This window comes from Kerstersia gyiorum (assembly GCF_048595715.1).
Lineage (GTDB): Bacteria > Pseudomonadota > Gammaproteobacteria > Burkholderiales > Burkholderiaceae_B > Kerstersia > Kerstersia gyiorum.
This window is the reverse complement of record NZ_CP169556.1, coordinates 1991677-2016400: the sequence shown is the minus strand read 5'-3', so window position 1 is coordinate 2016400 and position 24724 is coordinate 1991677. Positions and strand designations below refer to the sequence as shown.

20 protein-coding genes and 1 pseudogene are annotated in these 24724 nt (G+C 62.2%); 11 read left to right on the top strand and 10 right to left on the bottom strand.

Going from position 1 to position 24724, the window contains the following annotated elements; all coding sequences use genetic code 11:
• The first annotated feature begins 61 nt into the window (after positions 1–61).
• Together ACEW7X_RS08920 and ACEW7X_RS08915 are read left to right on the top strand one after the other, a co-directional pair.
• On the top strand, positions 62–271 hold the full coding sequence (locus ACEW7X_RS08920; protein ID WP_068372539.1) for a heavy-metal-associated domain-containing protein: 210 nt from the start codon (positions 62–64) through the stop codon (positions 269–271).
• 2 nt (positions 272–273) lie between these two features.
• Positions 274–1674 carry a dihydrolipoyl dehydrogenase gene (locus tag ACEW7X_RS08915; RefSeq protein ID WP_130487082.1) on the top strand — a complete coding sequence of 467 codons (1401 nt, stop codon included), beginning with the start codon at positions 274–276 and terminating at the stop codon, positions 1672–1674.
• A 134-nt stretch (positions 1675–1808) separates the two neighbouring features.
• Here ACEW7X_RS08915 and ACEW7X_RS08910 read toward each other — a convergent pair whose 3' ends face one another.
• From ACEW7X_RS08910 to wrbA, 3 genes are all read right to left on the bottom strand, one after another.
• Positions 1809–2057: a GlsB/YeaQ/YmgE family stress response membrane protein gene (locus ACEW7X_RS08910; RefSeq protein WP_068372157.1), complete on the bottom strand. Its 249-nt coding sequence runs from the start codon at positions 2055–2057 to the stop codon at positions 1809–1811.
• Positions 2058–2193: 136 nt separating this feature from the next.
• Positions 2194–3390 carry a CynX/NimT family MFS transporter gene (locus ACEW7X_RS08905; RefSeq protein WP_420177092.1) on the bottom strand — a complete coding sequence of 399 codons (1197 nt, stop codon included), beginning with the start codon at positions 3388–3390 and terminating at the stop codon, positions 2194–2196.
• The gene (gene wrbA, locus ACEW7X_RS08900) at positions 3387–4016 is read right to left on the bottom strand and encodes an NAD(P)H:quinone oxidoreductase (protein ID WP_420177091.1); all 630 of its coding nucleotides are present in this window, start codon (positions 4014–4016) and stop codon (positions 3387–3389) included. The genes ACEW7X_RS08905 and wrbA overlap by 4 nt, the downstream gene beginning before the upstream one ends.
• A gap of 94 nt (positions 4017–4110) precedes the next feature.
• Here wrbA and ACEW7X_RS08895 point away from each other — a divergent pair, with 94 nt between their 5' ends.
• On the top strand, positions 4111–5028 hold the full coding sequence (locus ACEW7X_RS08895) for a LysR family transcriptional regulator (protein ID WP_068372167.1): 918 nt from the start codon (positions 4111–4113) through the stop codon (positions 5026–5028).
• Between the two features lie 197 nt (positions 5029–5225).
• On the opposite strand, the gene ACEW7X_RS08890 is transcribed toward ACEW7X_RS08895, so the two are convergent.
• The 6 genes from ACEW7X_RS08890 to ACEW7X_RS08865 form a co-directional block, all read right to left on the bottom strand.
• Positions 5226–5690, bottom strand: a complete 465-nt coding sequence (locus tag ACEW7X_RS08890) for a carboxymuconolactone decarboxylase family protein (RefSeq protein ID WP_068372170.1) — start codon at positions 5688–5690, stop codon at positions 5226–5228.
• Between the two features lie 30 nt (positions 5691–5720).
• A complete protein-coding gene (locus ACEW7X_RS08885; RefSeq protein WP_420177090.1) occupies positions 5721–6233 on the bottom strand; it encodes an RrF2 family transcriptional regulator in 513 nt (170 codons plus the stop codon).
• 236 nt (positions 6234–6469) lie between these two features.
• Positions 6470–8539 (bottom strand): M3 family metallopeptidase, encoded by a 2070-nt coding sequence (locus ACEW7X_RS08880; RefSeq protein ID WP_134838434.1) that lies wholly within the window; start codon positions 8537–8539, stop codon positions 6470–6472.
• Positions 8536–9402 carry a bifunctional methylenetetrahydrofolate dehydrogenase/methenyltetrahydrofolate cyclohydrolase FolD gene (folD, locus tag ACEW7X_RS08875; RefSeq protein ID WP_127774258.1) on the bottom strand — a complete coding sequence of 289 codons (867 nt, stop codon included), beginning with the start codon at positions 9400–9402 and terminating at the stop codon, positions 8536–8538. The genes ACEW7X_RS08880 and folD overlap by 4 nt, the downstream gene beginning before the upstream one ends.
• A gap of 12 nt (positions 9403–9414) precedes the next feature.
• Positions 9415–10029, bottom strand: a complete 615-nt coding sequence (locus ACEW7X_RS08870; RefSeq protein ID WP_068372182.1) for a response regulator transcription factor — start codon at positions 10027–10029, stop codon at positions 9415–9417.
• Complete coding sequence (locus tag ACEW7X_RS08865) at positions 10026–11780, bottom strand: PAS domain-containing sensor histidine kinase (RefSeq protein WP_253103060.1); 1755 nt, start codon at positions 11778–11780, stop codon at positions 10026–10028. Before ACEW7X_RS08865 ends, ACEW7X_RS08870 begins: the two co-directional genes overlap by 4 nt.
• Before the next feature lie 571 nt (positions 11781–12351).
• On the opposite strand from ACEW7X_RS08865, the gene aceE reads away from it, so the two are divergent.
• Genes aceE through lpdA form a run of 3 tightly spaced genes read left to right on the top strand, consistent with a single transcriptional unit; the run spans position 12352 to position 18204 of the window.
• Entirely contained in the window at positions 12352–15057 is a 2706-nt protein-coding gene (gene aceE / locus ACEW7X_RS08860; RefSeq protein WP_253595770.1) for a pyruvate dehydrogenase (acetyl-transferring), homodimeric type, read from the top strand.
• Between the two features lie 14 nt (positions 15058–15071).
• The gene (gene aceF, locus ACEW7X_RS08855; RefSeq protein WP_238591397.1) at positions 15072–16415 is read left to right on the top strand and encodes a dihydrolipoyllysine-residue acetyltransferase; all 1344 of its coding nucleotides are present in this window, start codon (positions 15072–15074) and stop codon (positions 16413–16415) included.
• A gap of 10 nt (positions 16416–16425) precedes the next feature.
• Entirely contained in the window at positions 16426–18204 is a 1779-nt protein-coding gene (gene lpdA, locus ACEW7X_RS08850; RefSeq protein ID WP_068372542.1) for a dihydrolipoyl dehydrogenase, read from the top strand.
• Between the two features lie 211 nt (positions 18205–18415).
• Here lpdA and ACEW7X_RS08845 read toward each other — a convergent pair whose 3' ends face one another.
• On the bottom strand, positions 18416–18838 hold the full coding sequence (locus ACEW7X_RS08845; protein WP_420177089.1) for a hypothetical protein: 423 nt from the start codon (positions 18836–18838) through the stop codon (positions 18416–18418).
• Positions 18839–18899: 61 nt separating this feature from the next.
• Here ACEW7X_RS08845 and folC point away from each other — a divergent pair, with 61 nt between their 5' ends.
• The 5 genes and pseudogenes from folC to ACEW7X_RS08820 all read left to right on the top strand — a co-directional run bounded on the left by folC (position 18900) and on the right by ACEW7X_RS08820 (position 24698).
• Positions 18900–20219: a bifunctional tetrahydrofolate synthase/dihydrofolate synthase gene (gene folC, locus ACEW7X_RS08840; RefSeq protein ID WP_420177088.1), complete on the top strand. Its 1320-nt coding sequence runs from the start codon at positions 18900–18902 to the stop codon at positions 20217–20219.
• Positions 20220–20275: 56 nt separating this feature from the next.
• Entirely contained in the window at positions 20276–21136 is an 861-nt protein-coding gene (locus ACEW7X_RS08835; protein WP_420177087.1) for an SPOR domain-containing protein, read from the top strand.
• A gap of 184 nt (positions 21137–21320) precedes the next feature.
• Positions 21321–21803, top strand: a pseudogene (locus ACEW7X_RS08830) (CvpA family protein); the annotation flags it as partial.
• 264 nt (positions 21804–22067) lie between these two features.
• The gene (gene purF, locus ACEW7X_RS08825) at positions 22068–23582 is read left to right on the top strand and encodes an amidophosphoribosyltransferase (RefSeq protein WP_134838431.1); all 1515 of its coding nucleotides are present in this window, start codon (positions 22068–22070) and stop codon (positions 23580–23582) included.
• 711 nt (positions 23583–24293) lie between these two features.
• Positions 24294–24698: a DoxX family protein gene (locus tag ACEW7X_RS08820; RefSeq protein ID WP_068372548.1), complete on the top strand. Its 405-nt coding sequence runs from the start codon at positions 24294–24296 to the stop codon at positions 24696–24698.
• The last annotated feature ends 26 nt before the right edge of the window (positions 24699–24724 follow it).

Genomic DNA, 24724 nt, shown 5'->3' with positions numbered 1-24724 from the left:
TGGGATAGAATGAACCGATGCCCTGATGGAAGAGGGTGCTGCAAGCAACGGAGAAAATGACATGGCAATACTGCAATACCAGGTTCCCGATATGAGCTGCGACCACTGCGTGCGCGCCCTGACTGGCGCGATTCAGGAAGCGGTGCCGGGCGCGCAGGTGCAGGCTGACCTCGCCGCCCATACGCTGACGGTGACCGGCACGACGGATGCTGCCGCCGTGGAGCGCGGCATTGCTGCGGCAGATTACGACTTTACCCGCAAGGAGGCGTGAGCATGGCGCGAATGGTGGATGTCGCCGTGATCGGCGCTGGCACGGCCGGACTGGGCGCCTATCGCAGCGCGCGCGATCAGGGGGCCAGTGCCGTCCTGATTGAAAACGGCCCGTTTGGCACCACTTGCGCGCGCGTGGGCTGCATGCCGTCCAAATTGTTGATTGCAGCGGCAGAGGCCGCTCATGCGGCGCGGGATGGCGCTCCATTCGGGGTGCATGTGTCAGGGTTGCGGGTAAACGGTGCCGAAGTGCTGGCGCGTGTCCGGCGCGAGCGGGATCGTTTCGTGGGCTTTGTGCTCAAGGGGATGGAAAGTATTCCCGCAGCGGACGTATTGCGCGGCACGGCGCGATTCACCGCGCCTGGCGTTCTGGCGGTCAGCGGCCAGGAAGAGGAAATTCACGCCAGGGCCGTGGTCATCGCGACGGGCTCGGCGCCTTTTATCGCGGATGAGCTGAGCGGTCTGGGAGACCGTGTGCTGATTAATGACAGTCTGTTTGAATTGCCCGACCTGCCGCGCAGCATTGCCGTGTTCGGGCCAGGCGTCATCGGGCTGGAACTGGGGCAGGCCCTGCACAGGCTGGGTGTGCGTACCCGTCTCTTCGGAGCGCGCGGCAGTCTGGGCGGCATCAGTGATCCGGCGGTCAAGGCAGCTGCATTGGCCGCCTTCAAAACTGAAATGGCGCTTGATGTCCGTGCCCAGATGCAGGAAATCAGGCCGGACAATCATGGCGTCTTCATCCGTTTCCTGGATGACGAAGGCCACGAGCAGGAAGAACATTTCGAATATGTGCTGGCGGCGACGGGCCGGCGCCCGAATCTTGCCGCGCTGGATCTGCCCAAAGCAGGATTGGCGCTGGACGCGCGCGGCCGTCTGGCCTACGACCGCAACACCCTGCGTGCCGGTGATAGCGCCGTCTATATTGCTGGCGATGCCAATGGCGACTTGCCGCTATTGCATGAAGCCAGTGATGAGGGCCGCATAGCCGGGCGCAATGCGGCGCGCCACCCCCAGGTAGAACCGGGATTGCGGCGTGCCGGCCTGAGCGTCGTGTTTTCCGAGCCGCAGGTTGCCAGTGCCGGCAAGCGCTACAGCGAGCTGGAACAGGCAGGGGTCGAGTTCGTGATTGGCGAGGTCGATTTTGGCGACCAGGGGCGGGCACGCGTCATGCGGCGCAATGCCGGTTTGTTGCGGGTGTACGCGCAACGCAGCAGTGGCCGCCTGCTGGGCGCGGAACTGGCCGCGCCAGCGGCCGAGCATTTGGGGCATTTGCTGGCCTGGTCGGTACAGCAGCAGATGACCATCGGGCAAATGCTGGAGATGCCGTTTTACCATCCGGTAGTGGAGGAGGGCTTGCGCACGGCCCTGCGTGACGCGCAGGCCAAGCTGGCCCGGGCAAGCTGACCCACCCCCATGCGGAAACTTCAGCCTTGGGCTGGAGGCACAACGATCAAGGCCAGGGCGTGATGAGTGCCCTGGCCTTGATGATTTTTGGCTGCCGGAACGGTCTCCGGCAGCCTGAGCAGAGATGAACTGCTTTATTTGTTTTTGGTTACCAGACCGTAGATGAAGAGCACGATGATGGCGCCGATCACGGAAGCAATCCAGCCTGCTGCCTGCCCGGCTGCATAAAGCCCCAGGCTGCGGCCCAGGAACCCGCCGACGAGAGAGCCGACAATACCGAGAATGGCTGTCATGATAATGCCCATGTCCTGCCTGCCGGGCATGATGGCGCGGGCAATCAGGCCCACGATGAAACCGACCACAATCATGATGATGAAATCCATGCATTTCTCCTGTCTCGTGCGTGATGGTTTGCCAAGGGTGGCAACCCTGATGAGAATCATAACAGTCTAAAATCATCACTTTTATTAATGGCCGTCTTATCCTGGGATGGGCATGTAAGTGTGTGTGAACAGTGCATCATCGTGGCGGCAAATCCATGGCCGGCTTCGCAATGAGGACGATGACGACGGCTGCGCTGGCCGCTACGATGGCGGCAGCCGACCAGCTCCAGTATTGAATGACGCTGCCGACAAGCATCGGGCCGACGATTTGCCCCAGGTTGTTGCCCTGTATTGCCAAACCCATGACCAAGGGCACCAGGATGCTGTTCCTGGCAGCCAGGGGCGCAGCTGATAGCAGTGTTGCGGGAATCAGGCCGCCGACCGCGGCATAGACAATGCACAGCAGAAACGCGGGCGTGCCTGGCAAGACATCCACGAAAATGCCCAGTCCGCTGGCGCCCATGATCAAACTGGCGCCGGCCAGTATCAGCGCGCGCGGCACACCTTTCGACAACAACAGGCCTGCGGCCAGGTTGCCCAGAATATTGGCGGCGATGGCCAGAGCACTCAGTTCGCCTGCGCTCTGGTGCGTGACATTCATGCGTTCCATGAGCAGTACTGGCAGGAAACTGAATAGCGCGAAAAACATCAGGCTGTAGAGGCCGAAGATCGCGGCGATCAGCAGCGGCCCCCGGGCCGTCAGCGTTGCCATGGCATCGCCGGCCAGTTGACGCCAGGGTTGCAGACGGCGCATGCCAGCATCGGGCACAGCAATGAATACCGCACATAAGGCCAGCGCAACCATTGCCGCGCAGGCCCACCACAAGGCGCGCCAGCTCTCGAACCAAGGGCCTGCCAGCATCGCCAGCGCCATGCCGGCAGGCATGAAGCAGCTCCACAAGGCCATCACGAGGTTACGCCGGGACGGGGCGGCAAGGACGCCCAGGATGGATGGGGCGGCTACTGTAATCAGTAGGAATCCGGCACCTTCGATAACGCGGGTCCACAGCAGTTCCTCGTATTCTCGCGACAAGGCACCGAGGACACAGCCTGCCAGGACGATCAGCAGGCCCAGGCGCAGCACACGGCGTGCGCCCGTGCGGCCCGTCCAGGCGCCAGCGAACAGGCCGCCGATCAGGCCAAGAAGCGAAAAAACGCCCACCAGCCTGCCGATGGAAGCCAGGCCCAGGTGCAGATCCGCCTGCAATAGCGGCGCGGCGATGACGGCCTTGCCGACTTGCAGGGCGCCGATGATGCCTGCAGTTACGACGACGCCCACGGCCATCCAGGGTGTTGCCGGGGCGGCTGCCAACCGTTGTGCCGGTCGGGTCATGGCCGGACTCCGCCCTGGCGTCCTGCCGCAAGCGCCAGGGCAATCTGCGCAACGTGCCTGCCCTGGAAGCGGGCGCCGGCAAGTTCGTTTTCGCTAGGCTTGCGGTAATTGCCCTCAGCATCTTCGGCAAGCGTCGTGGCGCCATAGGGTGAGCCGCCAGTGATTTCGTCCATACGTAACTGCCCCTTGAAGCTGTATGGCAGGCCGACAACGAGCATGCCCAGGTGCAGCAGGACAGTATGGGTGGACTGCAAGGTGGTTTCTTGCCCGCCATGCTGACTGCCGGTGGAAGTAAAGGCACTGCCTACCTTGCCGACCAGTAGGTCTTGGGCCCAGAGTCTGCCGGTGCAGTCGAGGAAGTTTTTCATCTGCGCGGCCATGTTGCCAAAGCGTGTCGGCGTGCCGATGATGATGGCATCGTAGTCAGCCAGTTCGGCGACATCAGCGATTTCTTCATGCTGCGGTATCCGGTAGCCGGCGGCTTGCACCATTGCGGGCGGCGCCAGTTCAGGCACCCGCCGCAGGGTGACGGTGGCGGGTGTTTCGCTGACGCCCTGGGCGACGGCCTGCGCCATGGTTTCAATATGCCCGTAGGATGAGTAATAGAGAATGAGTACCTTGGCCATAATGGCTCCTTGTGGAAGGTTCCAAGTATTCTAGGTAGCTCATTCGATCTACCATAACGATATAAATTGATAGCCTTGATCGTTTATTCAGATAATGATAGATCCTCTCACCCTGGATCAAATCCGCACATTCGTGGCTGTGGCGGATTGCGGCGGGTTTCGGGCCGCCGCCCAGAACCTCGCTCGCGTGCAATCGGCGGTCAGCACGAGCATTGCCAACCTGGAAGCGCAGTTGGGCGTGCAGTTATTCGACCGTAGCGGACATCGACCGGTACTGACGCAAGAAGGGCAGGCCCTGCTGGCCGATGCCCAGGACCTGCTGCTCAGGGTGGACACCATGCGTGCCCGCGCGCGTGGTTTTGGCGCCGGGCTGGAGCACGAACTGGCGCTGGTGGTCGATACCCTGTTTCCATTGGATGTCGTGGGTGTCGCGCTTAGGGCCGTCCATGCCAGATATCCGACGGTGGCGCTACGCGTGGCTGTTGAACCCCTCGGCTATCCGGCCCAGGCGCTGATAGAGCGGCGCTGCAACCTGGCCATTATGGTGGGTGAGGATTTTCGCGAGCCACGTATCAGCCTGGAAGCGTTGGCCCCTGTCGCACAGGTGGCCGTGACCGCGGCAGATCACCCGTTGGCGATGGTGGAGACTGGCCGCCTGCTGGGTCTGGCGGAATTGGCCGAACATATGCAGATCGTGCTGGAAGATCCCACCTTGCTATCGGCTGGCCGGACTTTCGGTGTGTTGTCGCCAAGAACCTGCCGGGTGACGACCCAGGAAGCCAAACATGCCTTGATCAGGGCAGGCGTCGGCTGGGGAAGGTTGCCCCTCTGGCTGGTCGAACCGGAATTGCAGGAAGGCAAACTGGTGCGTATCAGGACCGATGCGCTGGGGCGGCAGGGCGAGGGGGTTCTGGAAAGCTATCTGGCGCGGCGGCTGGATCAACCCAACGGCCCGATAGCAAGATTCCTGGCTGACACCCTGCTCAGCCTGGTGCGGCAAGACAACGTTTGAATCCGCCGTATTGTCTGTCAGACCAGTCATGCGATAGCGCGAGACAGGCAGGCAGCGACACGGCCGGTTCTGTCGTGTGCGGCGGGGCGGAGACCGCAGTCATTGAATGGTGCGTGACGGATGGTCTCGACCCAGCGGGCCGGTTCATTGGCCCGCCGGTTCGATTCAAGGCCGTGCTTTGAGCCGACGCGGGATGATCAGGCCGGAGAGGCGCTGGCGTCGATGGCTGGCAGGGCGCGGAACCCTACGCACAGGCGATTCCAGGCATTGATGACACCAATCGCAAGCGTGAGTTTGGTCATCTCCGCCTCTGTAAAAAAGGCCCGCAATGCGTCATAGGCTGCATCCGGCGCATGGGTCTGCGATACCAGCGTCAAGGATTCCGTCCAGCCCAGTACGGCGCGTTCGCGCTCGTCGAAAACCGGCGATTCGCGCCAGACGCTGACCAGGTGGATTTTCTGCTCGCTGAAGCCGTCATGACGCGCTTCCTTGACGTGCATGTCCACGCAAAACGCGCATCCATTGATCTGGGACGCGCGCAGATTGATCAGGTGGATGAGATCGGGCGCCAGTCCGGATTCCTCGGTCAGGTATTGCGAAACGGAGGAAAGCGCCTGGTAGGCGTCGGGTGCGGCTTTGGCGAAATTGAAGCGGTTTTGCATGGCATGCTCCTGAGAATGGAAGGCAAGGGTTCAGGCTTTCTGGATGGGAATGCGCTCGTGCGCCTGTAGGAATGAGCCACTGCGTTTGGCGATGGAGCCGTCATCGAGCGCGCTGACGTCGGCAATAATGCTGGCGATGCTGACGGACCTGAGTTCGGCGCGATAGGCCTGTTCGGCGCGTTGCATGGCGGTGTTGATGCGGCAGGGGCCGGCAAGCATTGCGCAACCCGGCGGCAGGGGATTGGGGCCGCGGCGGCGTATTTCCTGGCAGCGAAAGGCCGGTCCGGCGCCTTCCACGGCCAGGACAATATCCAATAGTGAAATCTCAGTCGGGGCGCGGCCGAGCCGATATCCGCCCTTGGGGCCAGGCAGGGTCTGGAGAATACCGGCAGCGGACAGTGCCTGCAGATGCTTGAGCAGATAGCTGGGCGATACCCCATGGTATTCGGCCAGGGCCGCCGCCGAGAGCAAGCCTGCGGGGGAAAGTCCCGCCAGCAGCGTCACACTGTGGATGGCCTGTTCTACGCCGTCGCTGAGTTTCATGAAGTTTGCCCTTTAATCATGGATATATTTTATCCATGATTAAAGGGGATGAGCAAGACAATAGAATCCGGCCTTGCGGGCAGGCGCCGGCTGGCTTGGCACTGATAAAAAATGCCCCCACGCTGCGCCTGCGGCTTGCTGCCCCCCGAGGGGGCGTTTTTGTCTTGGGAGCGGCCCGGCGACAAAAAACGGCATGCAGGCTGGGCCGCATGCCGTTCATGGTCCGTCAGTATCGGTCAGGACTGGCCATCCATGCCGCTATGGCGCAGCAGGGCATCCATGCTGGGGTCCCGCGCACGGAACGCGCGGAAGGATTCGGCGGCCGGGCGCTCGCCGCCCACGGCCAGAATCTCCTTGCGGAAACGCGTGCCAGTGGCAGCATCCAGCGTTGAATTGCCGCTGGCGCCAGCGGCTTCTTCGAACGCGGCATAGGCATCGGCAGACAGAACTTCCGCCCATTTGTAGCTGTAATAGCCAGCGCCATAGCCGCCCGCGAACAGGTGCGAGAAGCTGTTGGGGAAGCGGTGCCAGGCGGGCGGGAACAATACCGCCACTTCCTTGCGCACAGCGTCCAGCACCGACAGCACGTCCGCCATGGCCATGGGCCGTACCTGTTGATGCAGCAGGATATCGAACAGCGAAAACTCGATCTGGCGCAGCATTTGCATGCCGCCCTGGAAGTTGCGCGCTGCCAGCAGCTTGTCGAATAGTTCGCGTGGTAAGGCTTCGCCGGTATCCACGTGGGACGACAGCGTTTGCACAACCTCCCATTCCCAGCAGAAGTTCTCCATGAACTGGGAAGGGAGTTCGATGGCGTCCCATTCCACCGCCGAAAACGCCGACAGGGCCGGTTCATCGACTTCGGACAGCAGCGCATGCAAGGCGTGGCCGCTTTCATGGAACAGGGTGATGACATCATCGTGCGTCAGCAGCGCCGGGCGGCCGTCCTGTGGACTGGCGAAATTGCAAATCAGGTAGGCAACCGGCGTTTGCACGCCAGGAGCTGCCAGGCGCCGGTTACGCTCACCATCGACCCAGGCGCCGCCTTGCTTGCCGGCGCGGGCATACAGGTCCATGTGCAGGTGGCCGAGCACCGCGCCATCGGCGTCGGTGACGGCGAAGCTGCGCACATCCGGATGCCAGCCCGGCAGGTTTGCCGGTTGCAAAGACACACCAAACAGAGAGCGGGCGACGCCGAACAGGCCTTCCAGCACGCGCGGCAAGGTGAAATAACGCTTTACCGTATCGTCAGAATAGGCGTAGCGGTTTTCGCGCAGGCGTTCTGCCGCGAAGGGCACGTCCCAGGGTTCCAGCGGATCCAGGGCGAGCTGTTCACTGGCATAGGCGCGCAAAGCTGCCAGGTCCTGTTCTGCATAAGGCCGGGCGCGGCGGGCCAGGGTTCGCAGGAAATCCGTTACCTGCGCCGCGCTGTCGGCCATGCGGGTTTCCAGGCGCAAGGCGGCATAATCCGCGTAGCCCAGCAACTGTGCTTCTTCAGTGCGCAAGGCCAGCAATTGTTCGATCTGCGGGCCGTTATCGTAGCGGGCATCACCGTTTTCCGAGGCGACGGTGGCATAGCCGCGATACAGCGCTTCGCGCAACGAGCGGTCGCGCGCATATTGCATGACCGGCAGGTAGCACGGCATTTTCAGCGTCAGTTTCCAGCCGCTCTTGCCGTCTTCCTGTGCCGCATTGCGAGCCGCCTGGCGCACGTCTTCGGGCAGGCCATCCAGACGCGCCTCGTCTTCGACATACAGCGCCCAGGCGTCGATGGCATCCAGCACGTTCTCGGAGAACTTTTGTGACACCTGCGCCTGTTGCTCGGAATTGCGTGCATATTGTTCGCGCGCCGCACCTTCCAGCGCTACGCCGCCGAGGCGGAAGTCGCGCAAGGCGAGGTCGAGCACGCGCTGGCGCGCCGGACTCCAGCCACCCGCCTGATGCAGGCGCAGATACTGCTTGTAGAGGCCTTCATGCAAACCGGTCCAGGTCGAGAACTCGCTGACCTTGGGCAGCATCTCGTTATAGGCTGCGCGCAGCTCAGGCGTGTTGACGACCGAGTTCAGGTGGCCGACCACCGACCACGCACGCCATAGCTGTTCCGACGCCAGTTCCAGCGGCAGGACGACCGCGTCCCAGGTGGCAGGCAATTCGGGCGAGGCGGCATGTTCGACGGCTTGCCGGGCGTTCTGCAGCAGCTGGTCGATGGCTGGGGCGATATGCGCCGGCTCGATGGCGGCATAGTCGATATGCGCCGCAACCGGCACCATCAGGGGGTTGTTATTCAACACGGCGTTCTCGGTCATGCCTTGCCTTGTTCCTGGAGCTGGCGTTCCGCAGCTTCCACGGTGTTGACCAGCAGCATGGCGATGGTCATGGGGCCCACGCCGCCTGGGACGGGAGTGATCGCGCCGGCCACTTCGCTGGCAGACGCGAAATCCACATCACCGCAGAGCTTGCCGTCCGCGCCGCGGTTGATGCCGACGTCGATGACGACGGCACCGGGCTTGACCATGTCGCCGGTGACGATGCCGGGGCGGCCGGTGGCCACGACCAGGACGTCGGCACGGCGCGTGTGCGCCGCCAGGTCGCGGGTTTTGGAGTTGCACAGCGTGACCGTCGCGCCTTCGGCCAGCAGCAGCATGGCCATGGGTTTGCCGACGATATTGCTGGCGCCCACGATGACTGCCTCGGCGCCGCGCAGCGCGACATTTTCATGGGCCAGCATCTTCATGACGCCGTAGGGCGTGCAGGGCCGGAACAGCGGCTTGCCCGTCATCAGCAGGCCGGCATTGGCAATATGGAAGCCATCGACATCCTTTTCGGGTGCGATGGTTTCGATCACCGTGTGGGCATCAATATGCTTGGGCAGCGGCAGCTGCACCAGGATGCCGTGGATGGCAGGGTCGGCATTCAGAGCACGCACGCGTTCCAGCAGGGCTGCCTGGCTCAGATCGGCCGGATAGCGCTCCATGACGGAATGGAAACCGGCTTTCTCGCAGGCAGCGACCTTGTTGCGGACATATACCTGGGAGGCAGGGTCCTCGCCTACCAGGACGACGGCCAGCCCGGGCTTGATGCCGGCGGCGGTCAGGCTGGCGGCGCGGACGGCGGCTTCTTCCCGGATTTGCTGGGCCAGGGCGGAGCCGTTGATAATGCGTGCGGTCATTGGGACTATCCGTTAATTGTTGTTCAGGGCCACCTTCATCAGGTCGGCCACAGTGGTTACTTGAAGTTTTTCCATGATGTTGGCGCGATGCGCCTCGACGGTCTTGATGCTGATGCCAAGATCGTCGGCAATCTGCTTGTTCAGGCGGCCGGCGACGATGCGCTCAAGCACTTGCTGTTCGCGCGCGGTCAGGCGGCCCAGCATGGCTTCACGGTTGCGGCGGGTCTGAACCTGGTCGTGGCGTTCCGCAGCCTGTTCCAGCATCCGGCCCACGATCTGGCGCAGGTCGGATTCATTGAAGGGTTTTTCCAGGAAGTCGGCTGCGCCTTTCTTCATGCTGGCCACGGCCATGGGCACGTCGCCGTGGCCCGTGATGAAGATGATGGGAATCGGGGCCTTGCGCGCCAGCAGTTGCTCCTGCAACTCCAGGCCGCTCATGCCGGGCATGCGCACATCGGCGATCAGTACCGCGAGTTGCCCCGGGTCGTACTGGGACAGGAAGACTTCGGCGTTATCGAAGGCTGTCACACGGTAGCCATTGGCTTCGAGCAACCAGCGCAGTGAGTCGCGTACTGCCTCGTCGTCATCAACGATATAAACCATGCCGGCGGACTGGGGGGTGCTCATGCGTGCTTCTCCTCGGACTTAGCCTCTGGCTGGACCGTTTCCGGCGCGGCGCAGGGCAGGGTGAACCTGAATATGGTACCTCCGGTAGGATTGGACTGTGCCCAAAGCCTGCCGTGGTGAGACTCTATTATTGTGCGACAGATATTCAGCCCCATGCCCAGGCCTTCGGACTTGGTGCTGAAAAATGGTTCGAACAGGCGCTGCGGGTCGGCCAGGCCGTGGCCGGCGTCGATGACCGACACCCCGACCAACGCACCTTCCCGGCGCAGTTCCACGCGCAGGATGTCTATCTCGCTGTTTTCCATGGCTTCCAGGCCATTCTTCAGCAGATTGAGCAATACCTGTTCGATCAGGATGGGGTCGGCCAGCACGTTGGGGAGATCTCTTTCGATATCCTGGACGATGCTGATCCGCCGTTTGCGGGCGTCGATATCGGCGAACGCCACGGCATTTTCCAGTATGCCCAGCATGGAAACGCTTTGGCGGCGAGGCTCGCTGCGTTTCACGAATTCGCGGATGCGGCTGATGATCTTGCCGGCGCGTTCGGCCTGCATGGCCGCTTTTTCCAGCGCGGGCAGCAGCGAATCGGGATCGGTGCGCCCAGCACGGACCATCGCGACGGCTCCCATACTATAGTTGGTGATGGCCGTGAGCGGCTGGTTCAGTTCGTGCGCCAGCGACGAAGCCATCTCGCCCATGGTGGTCAGGCGGCTGGTGAGCTGGATTTTCTCACGCTGTACGCGCGAGGCTTCTTCGTGGTCACGCCGTTCAGTGATGTCGCGAGCCACTTGCAGCCTGACTTTGCGGCCGTCCGTCCAGGCCAGGATGCGATGGCGAACTTCGAACCAGCGCTGCGCCGATTGCGAAAAAATTTCTATGGATTCATCGGTGTAGCGGCCGCGCCGGCCGCCCAGCAATTCTTCGTGGCCGTTGGCGTGGGCGCCGAAAACGCGGCGATAAGTGCGGTTGGCGAACAGCAGCTCCATGCCTTCCTGCTTGTCGGACGTCACGGAAATTGCGTCGTCCAGGCCTTCCAGCACCGTCATAAAGCGTTCGTGCGCAGCCGTCAGGGCCTCGCGGATGCGCTTGGGCTCGGTGATGTCCGTCATGGAGGTCATCCAGCCGATCTGCTTGCTATCCGGGTCCAGCAGCGGGGAAACATACATGCGGGCGGTAAAGCGCGAACCATCGCGGCGCTGGGCTTCGACTTCCAGGCCGCTGCTGGGCGTGTTGCCGGACAGAACCAGGTCCATCGTGTGCTGGTGGGCCTCGAAGCGGCCGGGCACCCAATAGGGGAAGGGGGGCCGCCGGCCGACGAGGTCCGCCTCGTTCCAGCCTATCATGCGACAGAAGGCGGGATTGACGTAGGCGATGCGGCCATCCATGTCGATCACTCGCATGCCGGTAGACATGGAGTTTTCCATGGCGCGACGGAAACTGGTTTCCGCAATCAGCGCGGCCTCGGCATTCCAGCGGTAACGGGTATAGCGCCACAGCGCCAGCAGGCTGATGACAATGACCACCGACAGGCCGATCACGACCCACAGCAGGCGTTGCTGGCGGATTTCCTGGTCGATGGTGACGAACATGACGCTGTCGTCGCGCAGGTGCTGCAACCAGAAGAAGGCGCCCATCACGCACAAGTAGAGTCCCAGCACCAGGACGGGGGTGAGCCAGTACCAGCCGCGCCGGCGGGTGCGCGCATGGTTGTGGAACTGAGTCGTGATGGAAGGTCTGGGCGTACTGGCCATTGTCTCTTTTGTTTCCGATTCGCCGGCATTTTAGAACACGAGCCTGCCGGCACGGCACGGAATATGCCATCAAATGAGGGATCGCGTCGCAATCTTGCTGCCGGCGCTGCGGCTGGCGGCGTCCGGGGCTTGCGCCGGAGGACCGGCAGGGGATTGCGCCGCGGTTGCCGACAGGCCGGCGTAACGCGCTGGAACAGCGCTTCGGCCGCGAGAGTCCATTTTTTATATTATGAAATATAATCTCGCTTCGTGAAAAATCGCTTGCTCCGCTACAGTGTCTTTCCTAGAATGCGTTTGCGATAACGATATGCTAGGTTACGAAAGGGAAGCCCCTGGTGTTCATGCCAGCGCTTGCCTGCCACGGTCCTGCGAGGGCTTTTTGCTCAAAGCTTGACGACTGCAAGTTTCGCCCGGTTTCGCATCCCCACGACGCGCAACGGGCGGCGCATGATAGGTAAAGTGGCCAAAATAGCCAGCTCAAGCTGGCAGCCTGGGCAAAGTAGCGCAGAAATCTGGATCAAGCCGGTAACTCCCGGCTTCGCCCGTCCATCCGAAGATAAGGAGACACCTTATGTCCGCACAAGAGAACGTCGATCAAAGCTCGACGGCGCAAGACATCGACAGCCTCGAAACCCAGGAATGGCTTGATGCCCTGGCCGCGGTACTGGAACAGGAGGGGCCGGAACGCGCCCACTTCCTGATTGAACGCCTGATCGACCAGGCACGCCGTTCGGGCGCCCATATTCCTTTCTCGCCCAACACCGCATACGTCAATACGATTCCGGAAGCGCTGCAGCCCGGCCATCCCGGCAACCTCGAACTGGAAGCCCGCATCCGCGCCTACGTGCGCTGGAACGCCATGGCCATGGTCGTGAAGGCCAATCGCCACACGCCGCCCGATGGCGGTGACCTCGGCGGCCACCTGGCTTCGTTCGCGTCGCTGGCTACCATGATTGGCACGGGCCAGAACCATTTCTGGCACGCGGATACCGAAGAGCATGGTGGCGACCTGGTGTACTTCCAGGGCCACTCGTCGCCCGGCATCTATGCTCGCGCCTACCTGGAAGGCCGCCTGAGCGACGAACAGCTGGACAATTTCCGCCAGGAAGTCGATGGCAAGGGCCTGTCGTCCTACCCGCACCCGAAGCTGATGCCGGAATTCTGGCAGTTCCCGACGGTGTCCATGGGCCTGGGCCCCTTGATGGCCATTTATCAGGCCCGTTTCCTGAAGTATCTGCATGCCCGTGGCATCGCCGACACCAGCAAGCGCAAGGTCTGGGTGTTCTGCGGCGACGGCGAAATGGACGAGCCGGAATCCAAGGGCGCAATCAGCCTGGCCGCACGCGAAAAGCTCGACAACCTGATCTTCGTCATCAATTGCAACCTGCAGCGCCTGGACGGCCCTGTGCGCGGCAACGGCAAGATCATCCAGGAATTGGAAGGCGACTTCCGTGGCGCTGGCTGGAACGTGATCAAGCTGATCTGGGGGGGGTACTGGGATCCGCTCCTGGCGCGCGACAAGGAAGGCATCCTGCGCAAGATCATGGAAGACACCGTCGATGGTGAATACCAGGCCTACAAGGCCAACGACGGCAAGTTCGTGCGCGAAAACTTCTTCGCCAAGCATCCCAAGCTGCTGGAAATGGTCGCCCGCATGAGCGACAACGACGTCTGGCGCCTGAACCGTGGCGGCCATGACCCCCATAAGGTCTATGCTGCGTTCAAGTCGGCCACCGAACACGGCGGCCAGCCCACCGTCATCCTGGCCAAGACCATCAAGGGCTATGGCCTGGGCCATGACGGCCAGGCCAAGAACCCGACGCACCAGAAGAAGAAGCTGGATCTGGACGCCATCCGCGAATTCCGCGACCGCTTCAATATCCCGGTGCCGGACGACAAGCTCGAAGAGCTGCCGTACTTCAAGCCTGCCGAAGAATCGGCGGAAATGAAGTACCTGCGCGAACGCCGCGAAGCCCTGGGCGGCTACCTGCCCAAGCGTCGCCGCGTTTCCGACGAAAAGTTGCCCGTGCCCGCGCTGGATACCTTCAAAGCCGTGCTGGAGCCGACCGCCGAAGGCCGCGAGATCTCGACCACGCAGGCGTTCGTGCGCATCCTGAACCAGATTCTGCGCGACAAGAACCTGGGCCCCCGCGTCGTACCTATCCTGGCAGACGAATCCCGTACCTTCGGTATGGAAGGCCTGTTCCGCCAGATCGGCATCTACGCGCCGGAAGGCCAGAAGTACGTGCCGGTCGATAAAGACCAGGTCATGTACTACAAGGAAGCCGCCAACGGCCAGCTGTTGCAGGAAGGGATCAACGAAGCGGGCGCGTTCAGCTCCTGGATCGCCGCGGCAACGTCGTACTCGACGAACAACCGCGTCATGATCCCGTTCTACATCTATTACTCGATGTTCGGGTTCCAGCGCATCGGCGATCTGGCCTGGGCGGCGGGCGACATGCAGGCACGCGGCTTCCTGCTGGGCGGCACTGCCGGCCGTACCACGCTGAACGGCGAAGGCCTGCAGCACGAAGACGGCCACAGCCACATCCAGTCGGCCCTGATCCCGAACTGCGTGTCCTATGACCCGACCTTCGGCCACGAACTGGCCGTCATCATCCAGCGCGGTCTCAAGCGCATGGTGGAAGACCAAGAAAACGTCTTCTACTACATCACGGTGATGAACGAAAACTATGCCCAGCCCGGCCTGAACGAAGGCGACGAGGAAGGCATCATCCGCGGTATGTACAAGCTGAAGGCTGGCGGCGAAGGCAAGCTGCGCGTGCAGTTGCTGGGTTCAGGCACCATCCTGCGCGAATCGCTGGCTGCACAGGACCTGCTGAGCGAAGACTGGGGCGTTGCCGCCGACGTCTGGAGCGTGACCAGCTTCACCGAGCTGCGCCGCGACGGCCTGGATGCCGAGCGCCAGGCCCTGCTGAACCCGGAAGCCGAAGCGCCCAAGCCCTATGTGACCCAGGTGCTGGAGCAAAGCGAAGGCCCGATCGTCGCGTCGACCGACTACATCAAGATGTTCGCCGACCAGATCCGTCCGTTTGTTCCGGAAGGCCGCCGCTACCACGTGCTGGGCACCGACGGCTATGGCCGTTCGGACTACCGCTACAAGCTGCGCGAGCACTTCGAGGTTGATCGTCACTTCATCGTCCTGGCCGCGCTCAAGTTGTTGGCAGACGAAGGCAAGCTGCCGCGCGCCAAGGTGGCCGAAGCCATCAAGAAGTACGGCATCAACCCGAACAAGGCCAATCCGCACTACGCGTAAAGGGGACATAAGACATGAGCAATCTCGTTGAGATCAAAGTGCCGGATATTGGCGACTTCGACAGCGTCGAAGTGATCGAAGTGATGGTCGCCGTTGGCGACACGATCGAAGCCGAGCAAAGCCTGATTACGGTGGAGTCGGACAAGGCCTCGATGGAAATCCCGGCGTCGCAAGGCGGTGTGGTGAAGTCGGTCAAGGTCAATGTCGGCGACAAGGTCAAGGAAGGTTCGGTGATCCTGGAAGTGGAGGCAGGCGCTTCCGCCCAGGCCGCGCCTGCCAAGGCTGAGGCAGCGGCCGCACCGGCCAAGGCCGAAGCCGCGCCAGCCCAAGCGCCTGCCGCAGCCCCCAAGGCTGAAACGGCACCTGCGCCTGTTCCAGCCAGCACCGAAAAGCCGGTGCCTACCGCGGCGCTGGCCCCGGCCGATCTGTCTGGCAACAAGCTGGCCCATGCTTCGCCGTCGGTGCGCAAGTTCGCCCGCGAGCTGGGCGTGGACTTGCTCAAGGTACAAGGCAGCGGCCCCAAGAGCCGTGTCACGCACGACGACGTCCGCAAGTTCGTCAAGCAGGCGCTGTCTGCCGGTGCTGCACCGCAGGCCGGAGCCGTTGCGAGTGCCGATGGCGCTGCGCTGGGCTTGTTGCCCTGGCCGAAGGTGGACTTCACCAAGTTTGGCCCGATCGAAGCCAAGCCGCTGTCGCGCATCAAGAAGATTTCCGGTGCCAACCTGCATCGCAACTGGGTCATGATCCCGCACGTCACCAATAATGACGAAGCGGACATCACGGAACTGGAAGCGCTGCGCGTGACCTTGAACAAGGAATACGAAAAGGCAGGGGTGAAGTTCACTATGCTGGCATTCCTGATCAAGGCCGTGGTTGCTGCACTGAAAAAATTCCCCGAGTTCAACGCCTCCCTGGATGGCGACACCCTGGTGCTCAAGCAGTACTACCACATCGGCTTTGCCGCCGATACGCCCAATGGGCTGGTGGTGCCGGTGATCCGCGATGCCGACCAGAAGGGTATTGTCGAACTGGCCAAGGAAATGTCCGAGCTGGCCAAGAAGGCTCGTGACGGCAAACTGTCGCCATCCGAAATGCAGGGCGGCTGCTTCTCCATTTCGTCGCTGGGTGGTATTGGCGGCACGCACTTCACGCCCATCATCAATGCGCCTGAAGTCGCGATCCTGGGGGCTTCCCGTTCGTATCAGAAGCCTGTCTGGGACGGCAAGCAATTCGTGCCGCGCCTGACGCTGCCGCTGTCGCTGTCCTACGACCACCGCGTCATCGACGGCGCCGCCGCCGCCCGCTTCAATGCGTACCTGGGCGCGCTGCTGGCCGATTTCCGCCGCATCGCACTGTGAGGACTGGGATATGAGCAATCTTGTTGAGATCAAGGTACCGGATATCGGTGACTTCGACAGCGTCGAAGTGATCGAAGTCCTGGTCGCGGTCGGCGACACGATCGAAGCCGAGCAAAGCCTGATTACGGTGGAGTCGGACAAGGCCTCGATGGAAATCCCGGCGTCGCAAGGCGGTGTGGTGAAGTCGGTCAAGGTCAATGTCGGCGACAAGGTCAAGGAAGGTTCGGTGATCCTGGAAGTGGAGGCAGGCGCCTCTGCCCAGGCCGCGCCTGCCAAGGCTGAGGCAGCGGCCGCACCGGCCAAGGCCGAAGCCACCTCGCCAGCAGCGGCCAGTGCCGAGCCGGCGCCGAAGGCAGCCAGCTTTGCCGGTTCCGCTGACATCGACGTCGATGTCGTGGTGCTGGGCGCGGGCCCCGGCGGCTACTCCGCTGCGTTCCGCGCAGCGGATCTCGGCCTGAAGGTCGCGCTGGTCGAACGCTACAGCACGCTGGGCGGTGTCTGCCTTAACGTGGGCTGCATTCCGTCCAAGGCGTTGCTGCACAGCGCTTCCATCATCGACGAGGCTCGCGCCCAGGCCGCTCACGGCATCAGCTTCGGCGAACCCGTGATCGACCTGGACAAGCTGCGCAGCTTCAAGGAAGGCGTCATCGCCAAGCTGACTGGCGGTCTGGCCGGCATGGCCAAGGCCCGCAAGGTTGAAGTGGTGCAGGGCACCGGGCTGTTTGCCGACCCGCACCACATCAGGGTGGCGTTGGCGGCAGGCGGTGAAAAAGTGGTGCGATTCAAGCACGCCATTATTGCCGCAGGCAGTCAGTCGGTGAAACTGCCGTTCCTACCGGATGACCCGCGCGTGGTGGATTCCACCGGCGCGCTGGAACTGCGCAGCCAGCCGAAGAAGATGCTCATCGTCGGCGGCGGCATCATCGGCCTGGAAATGGGCACGGTGTACTCCGCGCTGGGCGCACGCCTGGATGTCGTCGAAATGCAGGATGGCCTGATGCAAGGCGCGGACCGCGATATGGTCAAGGTCTGGCAGAAACACAATGCTGCGCGTTTCGATAATATCTGGCTGAAGACCAAGACGGTGGGTGCCGAAGCCCGCGAAGATGGCATCTATGTCAGTTTCGAAGGCGAGGGCGCGCCGACCGAGCCGCAACGCTACGACCTGGTACTGCAAGCCGTAGGCCGTCGGCCCAATGGCAACCGCATCGACGCCGACAAGGCCGGCGTGCGTGTCGACGAACGCGGCTTCATCGCCGTGGATGAACAGCTGCGTACCAACGTGCCGCATATCTTCGCCATCGGCGACATCGTCGGCCAGCCCATGCTGGCGCACAAGGCGGTGCATGAGGCGCACGTGGCAGCCGAAGTCATTGCAGGCGAAAAGGCGGCTTTCGAACCGCGCGTCATCCCGTCGGTGGCTTACACCGATCCGGAAGTGGCGTGGGTCGGCCTGACCGAAGATGATGCCAAGAAGCAGGGCGTAAAGATCACCAAGGGCGTGTTCCCCTGGGCCGCTTCCGGCCGTGCGATTGCCAACGGCCGCGACGAGGGCTTCACCAAGCTGATTTTCGACGCCGAGACGCATCGCGTGCTGGGCGGCGGCATCGTCGGCACGCATGCCGGCGACTTGATCAGCGAAGTGGCCCTGGCCGTGGAAATGGGCGCGGACAGCGTGGACATCGGCAAGACCATCCACCCGCACCCGACGTTGGGCGAATCGGTGGGCATGGCGGCCGAAGCGGCCGAAGGCCATTGCACCGATCTGCCGCCGGTACGAAAGAAATAAACCTGCGCGGTTAGTCGCTCGGCGCCGCCATTACCGGGGCGCCGGCCTGAATGCCTCCCGCAAGGGAGGCATTTTTCGTTGCTGGCAAGACCTGCTTGCACGGGATGGCGCCGAAGCCAGGAAGACAATAGGTTCGGTCGTTGCACGCGCGAGTCGCGTAGAGGCCCGTGCATTCCGCCAGCAGCACAGGTTTTCCTGTGTCGGGCCTGCTTCAGACCGTCATTCGGCGGCCAGGCCGAAACCCATGGTGACTGGCCGACCAGGCGACGGCCAGCGCGAGTAACGCCAGCGTGACCAATGCCCAAGGCAGCGAGGCCGCCCCCTGGCGCTCCAGCAAGATGCCGCCGAGCACGCCTCCACCGGCAACGGCCAGATTGAATATCGTCACCAACATGGATTGCGCTACGTCCGCTGCGTCTCCTGACACATCCGCCAGCGCGGTTTGCAGCAGCGTCGGCGCACCGCCGAAGGTCAGGCCCCAGGCGACTACGCCCATGAGAACGGCGCCAACGGACGCGCCCGCCAAACCCAGAACCAGCGCCGCAACAACGAACACCGCCAGGCTCGACAGGGTCAGCATGCTGCGGCTTGGGGCGGAAGCGAGATAGAATAGAGGATTGATCGCCGCGGTCATGCTGGATAGCGCCGCGCCGAGTGTCTATCTTTTTTGCGCGTCTGCCGCGCCGTGTTCCGCCATGCCTTCCATACTTGATGATGCACAAGCCACTTTGACACAGTGGCTGTCATACCTTGAATCCATCCATGCCAAGCCCATAGACATGGGGCTGGAACGGGTCAAGGAAGTGGCGAAGCGCCTGGATCTGCATTTCGATGCGGTGATATTCACCGTCGCCGGAACCAATGGCAAGGGCTCGACCTGCACCATGCTCGAGGCCATTCTGCAGTCGGCGGGCTATCGGGTGGGCCTGTATACCTCGCCGCATCTGATGGTGTTCAACGAGCGGGCGCGCGTCGACGGGGAGTACGCCACCGACGCCCAGTTGATAGAACACTTTCGCAAGGTCGAGGCCGCACGTGGCGACGTTTCGCTGACCTATTTTGAGTTCACCACGCTGGCGATCCTGAGCCTGTTTGCCGCGTCGCGCCTGGATGCGGTCGTTCTGGAAGTCGGCCTGGGCGGCCGCCTGGACGCCGTCAACATCCTGGACACCGATTGCGCGATCCTGACCAGCGTGGATATCGACCATACGGAATGGCTGGGTGATACGCGCGAGGTCATCGGCTGGGAGAAGGCGCACATCTTCCGCAAGGACAAACCTGCCATTTGCAGCGACCCGATGCCGCCCGAAAGCGTGGCACGCTACGCCGAAGAAATCGGCGCCGACCTTTGGCAGTTTGGCCGTGATTTCAATTATTCCGGCGACCGCCAGCAGTGGGGATATGGCGGCCGCAGCCAGCGCCGCCGCGCACTGGCTTATCCGGCGCTGCGGGGCGCGAATCAATTGCTCAATGCATCGGCCGCGCTGGCCGCGCTGGAGGCGGTACAGGAACGGTTGCCTGTGCCGCAGCAGGCCGTGCGCGTCGGGCTGTCCCAGGCGTCGCTGCCTGGCCGCTTCCAGATCCTGCCCGGGCAGCCGGCCGTGATCCTGGATGTTGCGCACAATCCGCATGCGGCGGCAGTGCTGGCGCAGAACCTCGACAACATGGGCTACCACCCCTACACCTATGCGGTGCTGGGCATGCTTTCCGACAAGGATCGCGAAGCCGTCATCCGGACCATGGGGCGCCGCATCGACGGCTGGTATTGCGCCACGCTGCAAGGCCCGCGCGGCACGACGGGCGAAGAACTCGCAGCCAAGGTAAGGCAGACGCTGGAAATTCAGGAAGGCAAGGAGGGCGAGCCGGCCGTCCATGCATGTCAGGATGTCCGCACTGCCTTTGCGGCTGCTCGCGAGGCGGCTCAGGACAATGATAGAATCGTTGTGTTCGGATCATTCCTGACGGTCGCCGGGGCACTGGAAGCCCTGGGCCGTACGGCCGGTGTGCGGGCCTGATCCCGCGCACCACCCGATTCCGATTCCTTTTACGACGGACACGACGGACGCATTTCATGGGTTTGTTTTCTCGCCAGAACAAAGACGGCCAGACAGCTTCTTCTGCACGGCGGCAGCGGACAGGTGCGTCCAGTGAATCCCAGGCCAGGTCATTGCGCGTGAAGGCGCGCCGTCGGCTGGCTGGCGCACTGGCGCTGGTACTGGCCGCAGTGGTTGTCCTGCCGATGGTGCTGGACTCCGAGCCGGTACCCGTCGCCACCGACGTTGCCGTCTCCATCCCCGAATTGATCGCACGTCCGGCGGCACCCACCGTTGTGGCCGATGCTTCCGATGCCACGGCGACACCTGGCTCGGAAGAGACCGAGACCGCCGCGCCGCCCGCTGCGCCGGAAGCGCCTCTGAATCTTCCCCCGGTGACGCCGCCGGCTCGCGTTCCGGCACCGCCCGCGCCGCCGCCCGCCGTCGATACTCAGCGACCGGCAACGCCTCCGGCCGAAACCCGTCCGCCCGCACGAACCCCCGCACCAGCGCCCACGCCGGCGCCAGCCACCACGCCCAGCCGCGATTCGCAACGTACCGATGACGGCGCTGTTGCCCTGGCATTGCTGGAAGGGCGCAACGTGCAGTCGTCCAATCGTGCGCCAGCGGCACGTCCGAGCACCAGCCAGGGCGCCGCCCAGCAAGGACGCTTCGTCCTGCAGGTAGCTGCCTATACGACAGAGGCCTCGGCTGCGGCACGTCGCAATGAATTGCATGCCGCTGGCATAACCAACGCCTATGTCGAACCGGTCACCGCTGGCGGCAAACGGCAGTTCCGCTTGCGCGTTGGTCCTTTCCCTTCGCGTGATGCGGCACAGGCCGCCCAGGCCCGCATGCGTACCCTGGGCTACGATAACGGCTTCATCGCACCGCAATAAACACGGCCGCTTACGGTACTAAAGATATCGCAATGATTTCTGCGCTCCTGCTCCTAGGCATGGCGAATATTGCTCCGGCTTCTTCCAAAGACCGCAGCGGGTTCCCGGCCAACCTGGAGCAGGGCTGTCTCCATTTGTTGCCAGCGCATTTTTTCCCTGTCACGCGGGGCTCCAGGAGTTCAACATGACAGCCTATGACATCGTCGTGCTGGTCGTGCTGGGAGCCTCCTGTTTGCTGGGCCTGATACGCGGGCTGCTGAAAGAGGTGCTTTCGCTGGTGGCATTCGCCGCGGCCACCCTTGCTGCCATCTGGTGGGGGCCGCTGATGTACGAATGGCTGGCGCCATACATCGAAGCGCCCATGTTGCGCATGGGATTGGGCTATCTCATTGTTTTCATTGCTGCCTTGCTGCTGGTCGGTCTGTTGAACATGACGCTGGCGGCCTTGGTGCGCACCACCGGCTTGACGCCGGCCGACCACGGCCTGGGTGGCCTGTTCGGCTTGCTGCGTGGCCTGGTGCTGGTGCTTGCCGGTACCGCTATCGCGGGCTACACCCCGATGCCGGAGCAGCCCTGGTGGAAGGACGCCATGTTTTCCGGGACGGCGCAGAATGCCGTGGCCGAAATCACGGCCTGGCTGGGGGTCCATGGGCCGGACTGGTTGCCTGAATGGAAGGAACCGGTACAGCCGCCCGATGCAGGCAAGGGTGCCCTCGAAGCGCTTTCCGGAAGTGTGATATCTGTGCAGGGTATGCAAGGAGGTGCCGCTCAGGGCGCGGGCCTGTGATGGCCTGCCCGAAGCGCGAGCCTCGCTGACTGACACGAGGCGCGGCGGAAAGAATTAATCCGGAGCCTCAGGCTCCAGCAAGTAGTGACGGGAAGGACCCGGCTGTCTGGCGGGAATTTCACGATATATCAACAGGAACCAAGCATGTGTGGAATCGTCGGGGTTGTCGGGCGCAGTCCGGTCAATCAATTGATCTATGACAGTCTGCTGCTTTTGCAGCACCGTGGACAGGATGCCGCCGGCATCGTCACGGTGCACGAAGGCCGCTTCAATATGCACAAGGCCCACGGCCTGGTACGTGATGTTTTCCGAACCCGCAACATGCGTTCGCTGCCCGGCAATGCCGGCCTGGGCCATGTGCGTTATCCGACGGCAGGTTCCAGCGAAAGCGTGGAAGAAGCACAACCGTTCTATGTGAATGCGCCGTTCGGCATCGCGTTTGCGCACAACGGCAACCTGACCAACTGGCGCGAACTGCGTGAATCCCTGTTCCGCATCGACCGTCGCCACATCAATACCAACTCCGATTCCGAAGTGCTGCTCAATGTGCTGGCGCACGAGCTGCAACAGGCTGCCCAGGGCGTATCGCTGGATACCGATGCGATCTTCGCAGCCGTCAAGTCCATGCACCATCGGGTGAAGGGCGCCTATGCCGTCGTGGCCCATATCTCCGGCTATGGCTTGCTGGCATTCCGCGACCCCAACGGCATTCGTCCGCTGTGCCTGGGCCGTCGCAACGAAGGGAAGGGCGATGAGTGGATGGTGGCATCGGAATCCGTGGCCCTGGTTGGCTGTGGTTTCACGTTCGTACGCGATGTGCAGCCGGGCGAAGCAATCTTCATTGATCTTGACGGCAATGTGTCGCAACAGGGCTTTGATGGTGATGCCGTGCATGCGCCATGCGTATTCGAGTATGTCTATTTTGCACGCCCGGATTCCCTGATGGACGGCGTGTCGGTCTACGATGCACGCCTGCGCATGGGCGAGCACCTGGCCGAAAAAGTGGCGCGTCAACTGCGCCTGGGCGATATCGACGTGGTCATGCCGGTGCCGGATTCCTCGCGCCCCGCAGCCATGCAGCTGGCAGCACGCCTGAGCCTGAGCTATCGCGAAGGCCTGATCAAGAACCGCTACGTGGGCCGTACCTTCATCATGCCTGGACAAGCGGTGCGCAAGAAATCCGTGCGCCAGAAGCTCAATGCCATTGACATGGAATTCCGTGGCAAGAACGTGCTGCTGGTGGATGATTCCATCGTGCGCGGTACCACCAGCCACGAAATCGTGGAGATGGCGCGGGCGGCAGGGGCCAACAAGGTATATATGGCTTCCGCTGCGCCGCCCGTCAGGTTCCCCAACGTCTATGGCATCGACATGCCGACGCAGACAGAATTGATTGCCTACGGCCGCAACGAAGACGAGATTGCCCGCCGTATCGGCGTCGATGCGCTGGTGTACCAGGACCTGGATGCCTTGCACACCTCGATCTCCAGCATCAATCCCGCCTTGCAGGTTTTTGAAGACTCTTGCTTCAGCGGCCGCTACATTACCGGTGATATCGACGAAGCCTATCTGCAGCGTCTGGCATCCGGACGCGAGGCGGCTCCGGAAGGGGTCGGATTGACATCGGGCAGCAATGACGACGAAAACAGCAACGACTGATTTTTCCTGAAGTCGCCCAGCGAGGCTCTGGGCGTTTTCCGAAACAGCTTTCTGCCGGCATGGGGGGAAGCTGTTTTTATTTTGGCAGCACAGGCAAGCGGCAGATTATGTCGCCGCGCAACGTGTTCCTGCTCACAGCAACAGAAGAACCCGCGACACAGAAAATAGTTGATCTGGTGTCGACGGATAGACATCCGCGAATGTTTCCGGGAGTTGAGCGTTGGATGGAGGCTTGGATGAAAGGACGGACTGCCGAGGTAGCGGGGATGCTTGCCATGAAGGCTGTAAAAGTATCCCCATCCAATACTTTACATAATATACATTATGCGTCGAATGGATACGGGAGAAGCCAGGCCAGAATGCTGTGTTTGTTTGGCACACGCACAGCATTTTCATGCCTCTGCGTTGTCGTCCCAAGTGCTGATGACTGATGCATTGATTCGCAAACCTGCGTACCGTATCCTACGCCGCGCATTCGTGGTTTTCACATCGGCTTTCACGGCCTGCGGCAGCGCATTCTGGACCTGGGTTTGGAGCTGTTTGAATCCACGACGTGTCGAACCTGATCTGCTTCATCGCCTGCCAGCTTGCTGGTTCAGTGGTCTTGCCAGGACCGTCTGCAAATATTCAAAAACCGGCACTGTCTCCGCCGTGGCCTATCCTCTATGATCATGGTTGCCTTCCAAAACCAATCAATCAAGAACGATGAATATGCTGAAATCCGATGACTTGGGAAAACTGGTACTCAGGCTTGCCGTGGGAATCCTTGTGCTGCTGCACGGCCTGCTGAAAGTCGTCAACGGCGTTGGCGGCCCCGAATCCATGCTGGTGGCCAAAGGATTACCGGGCTGGCTGGCCTATGGCGCCTATCTGGGCGAAGTCCTGGGCCCTATTCTGATCGTCATGGGCACTTATACCCGGGTCGGCGCCCTGCTGGTGATCGTCAACATGCTGTTTGCCTTTTTCCTGGCTCACGGCGGCGAGCTGACGCATCTGACGCGTAGCGGCGGCTGGGCTCCGGAATTGCCCGGCATGTTCCTGTTCGGGGCCCTGGCCATTTTCTTCCTGGGGGCCGGACGGTTCAGCCTGTCAGGGGCCGGCGGGCGCTATAACTAATATTATTATTAATATTTTTTATTAAA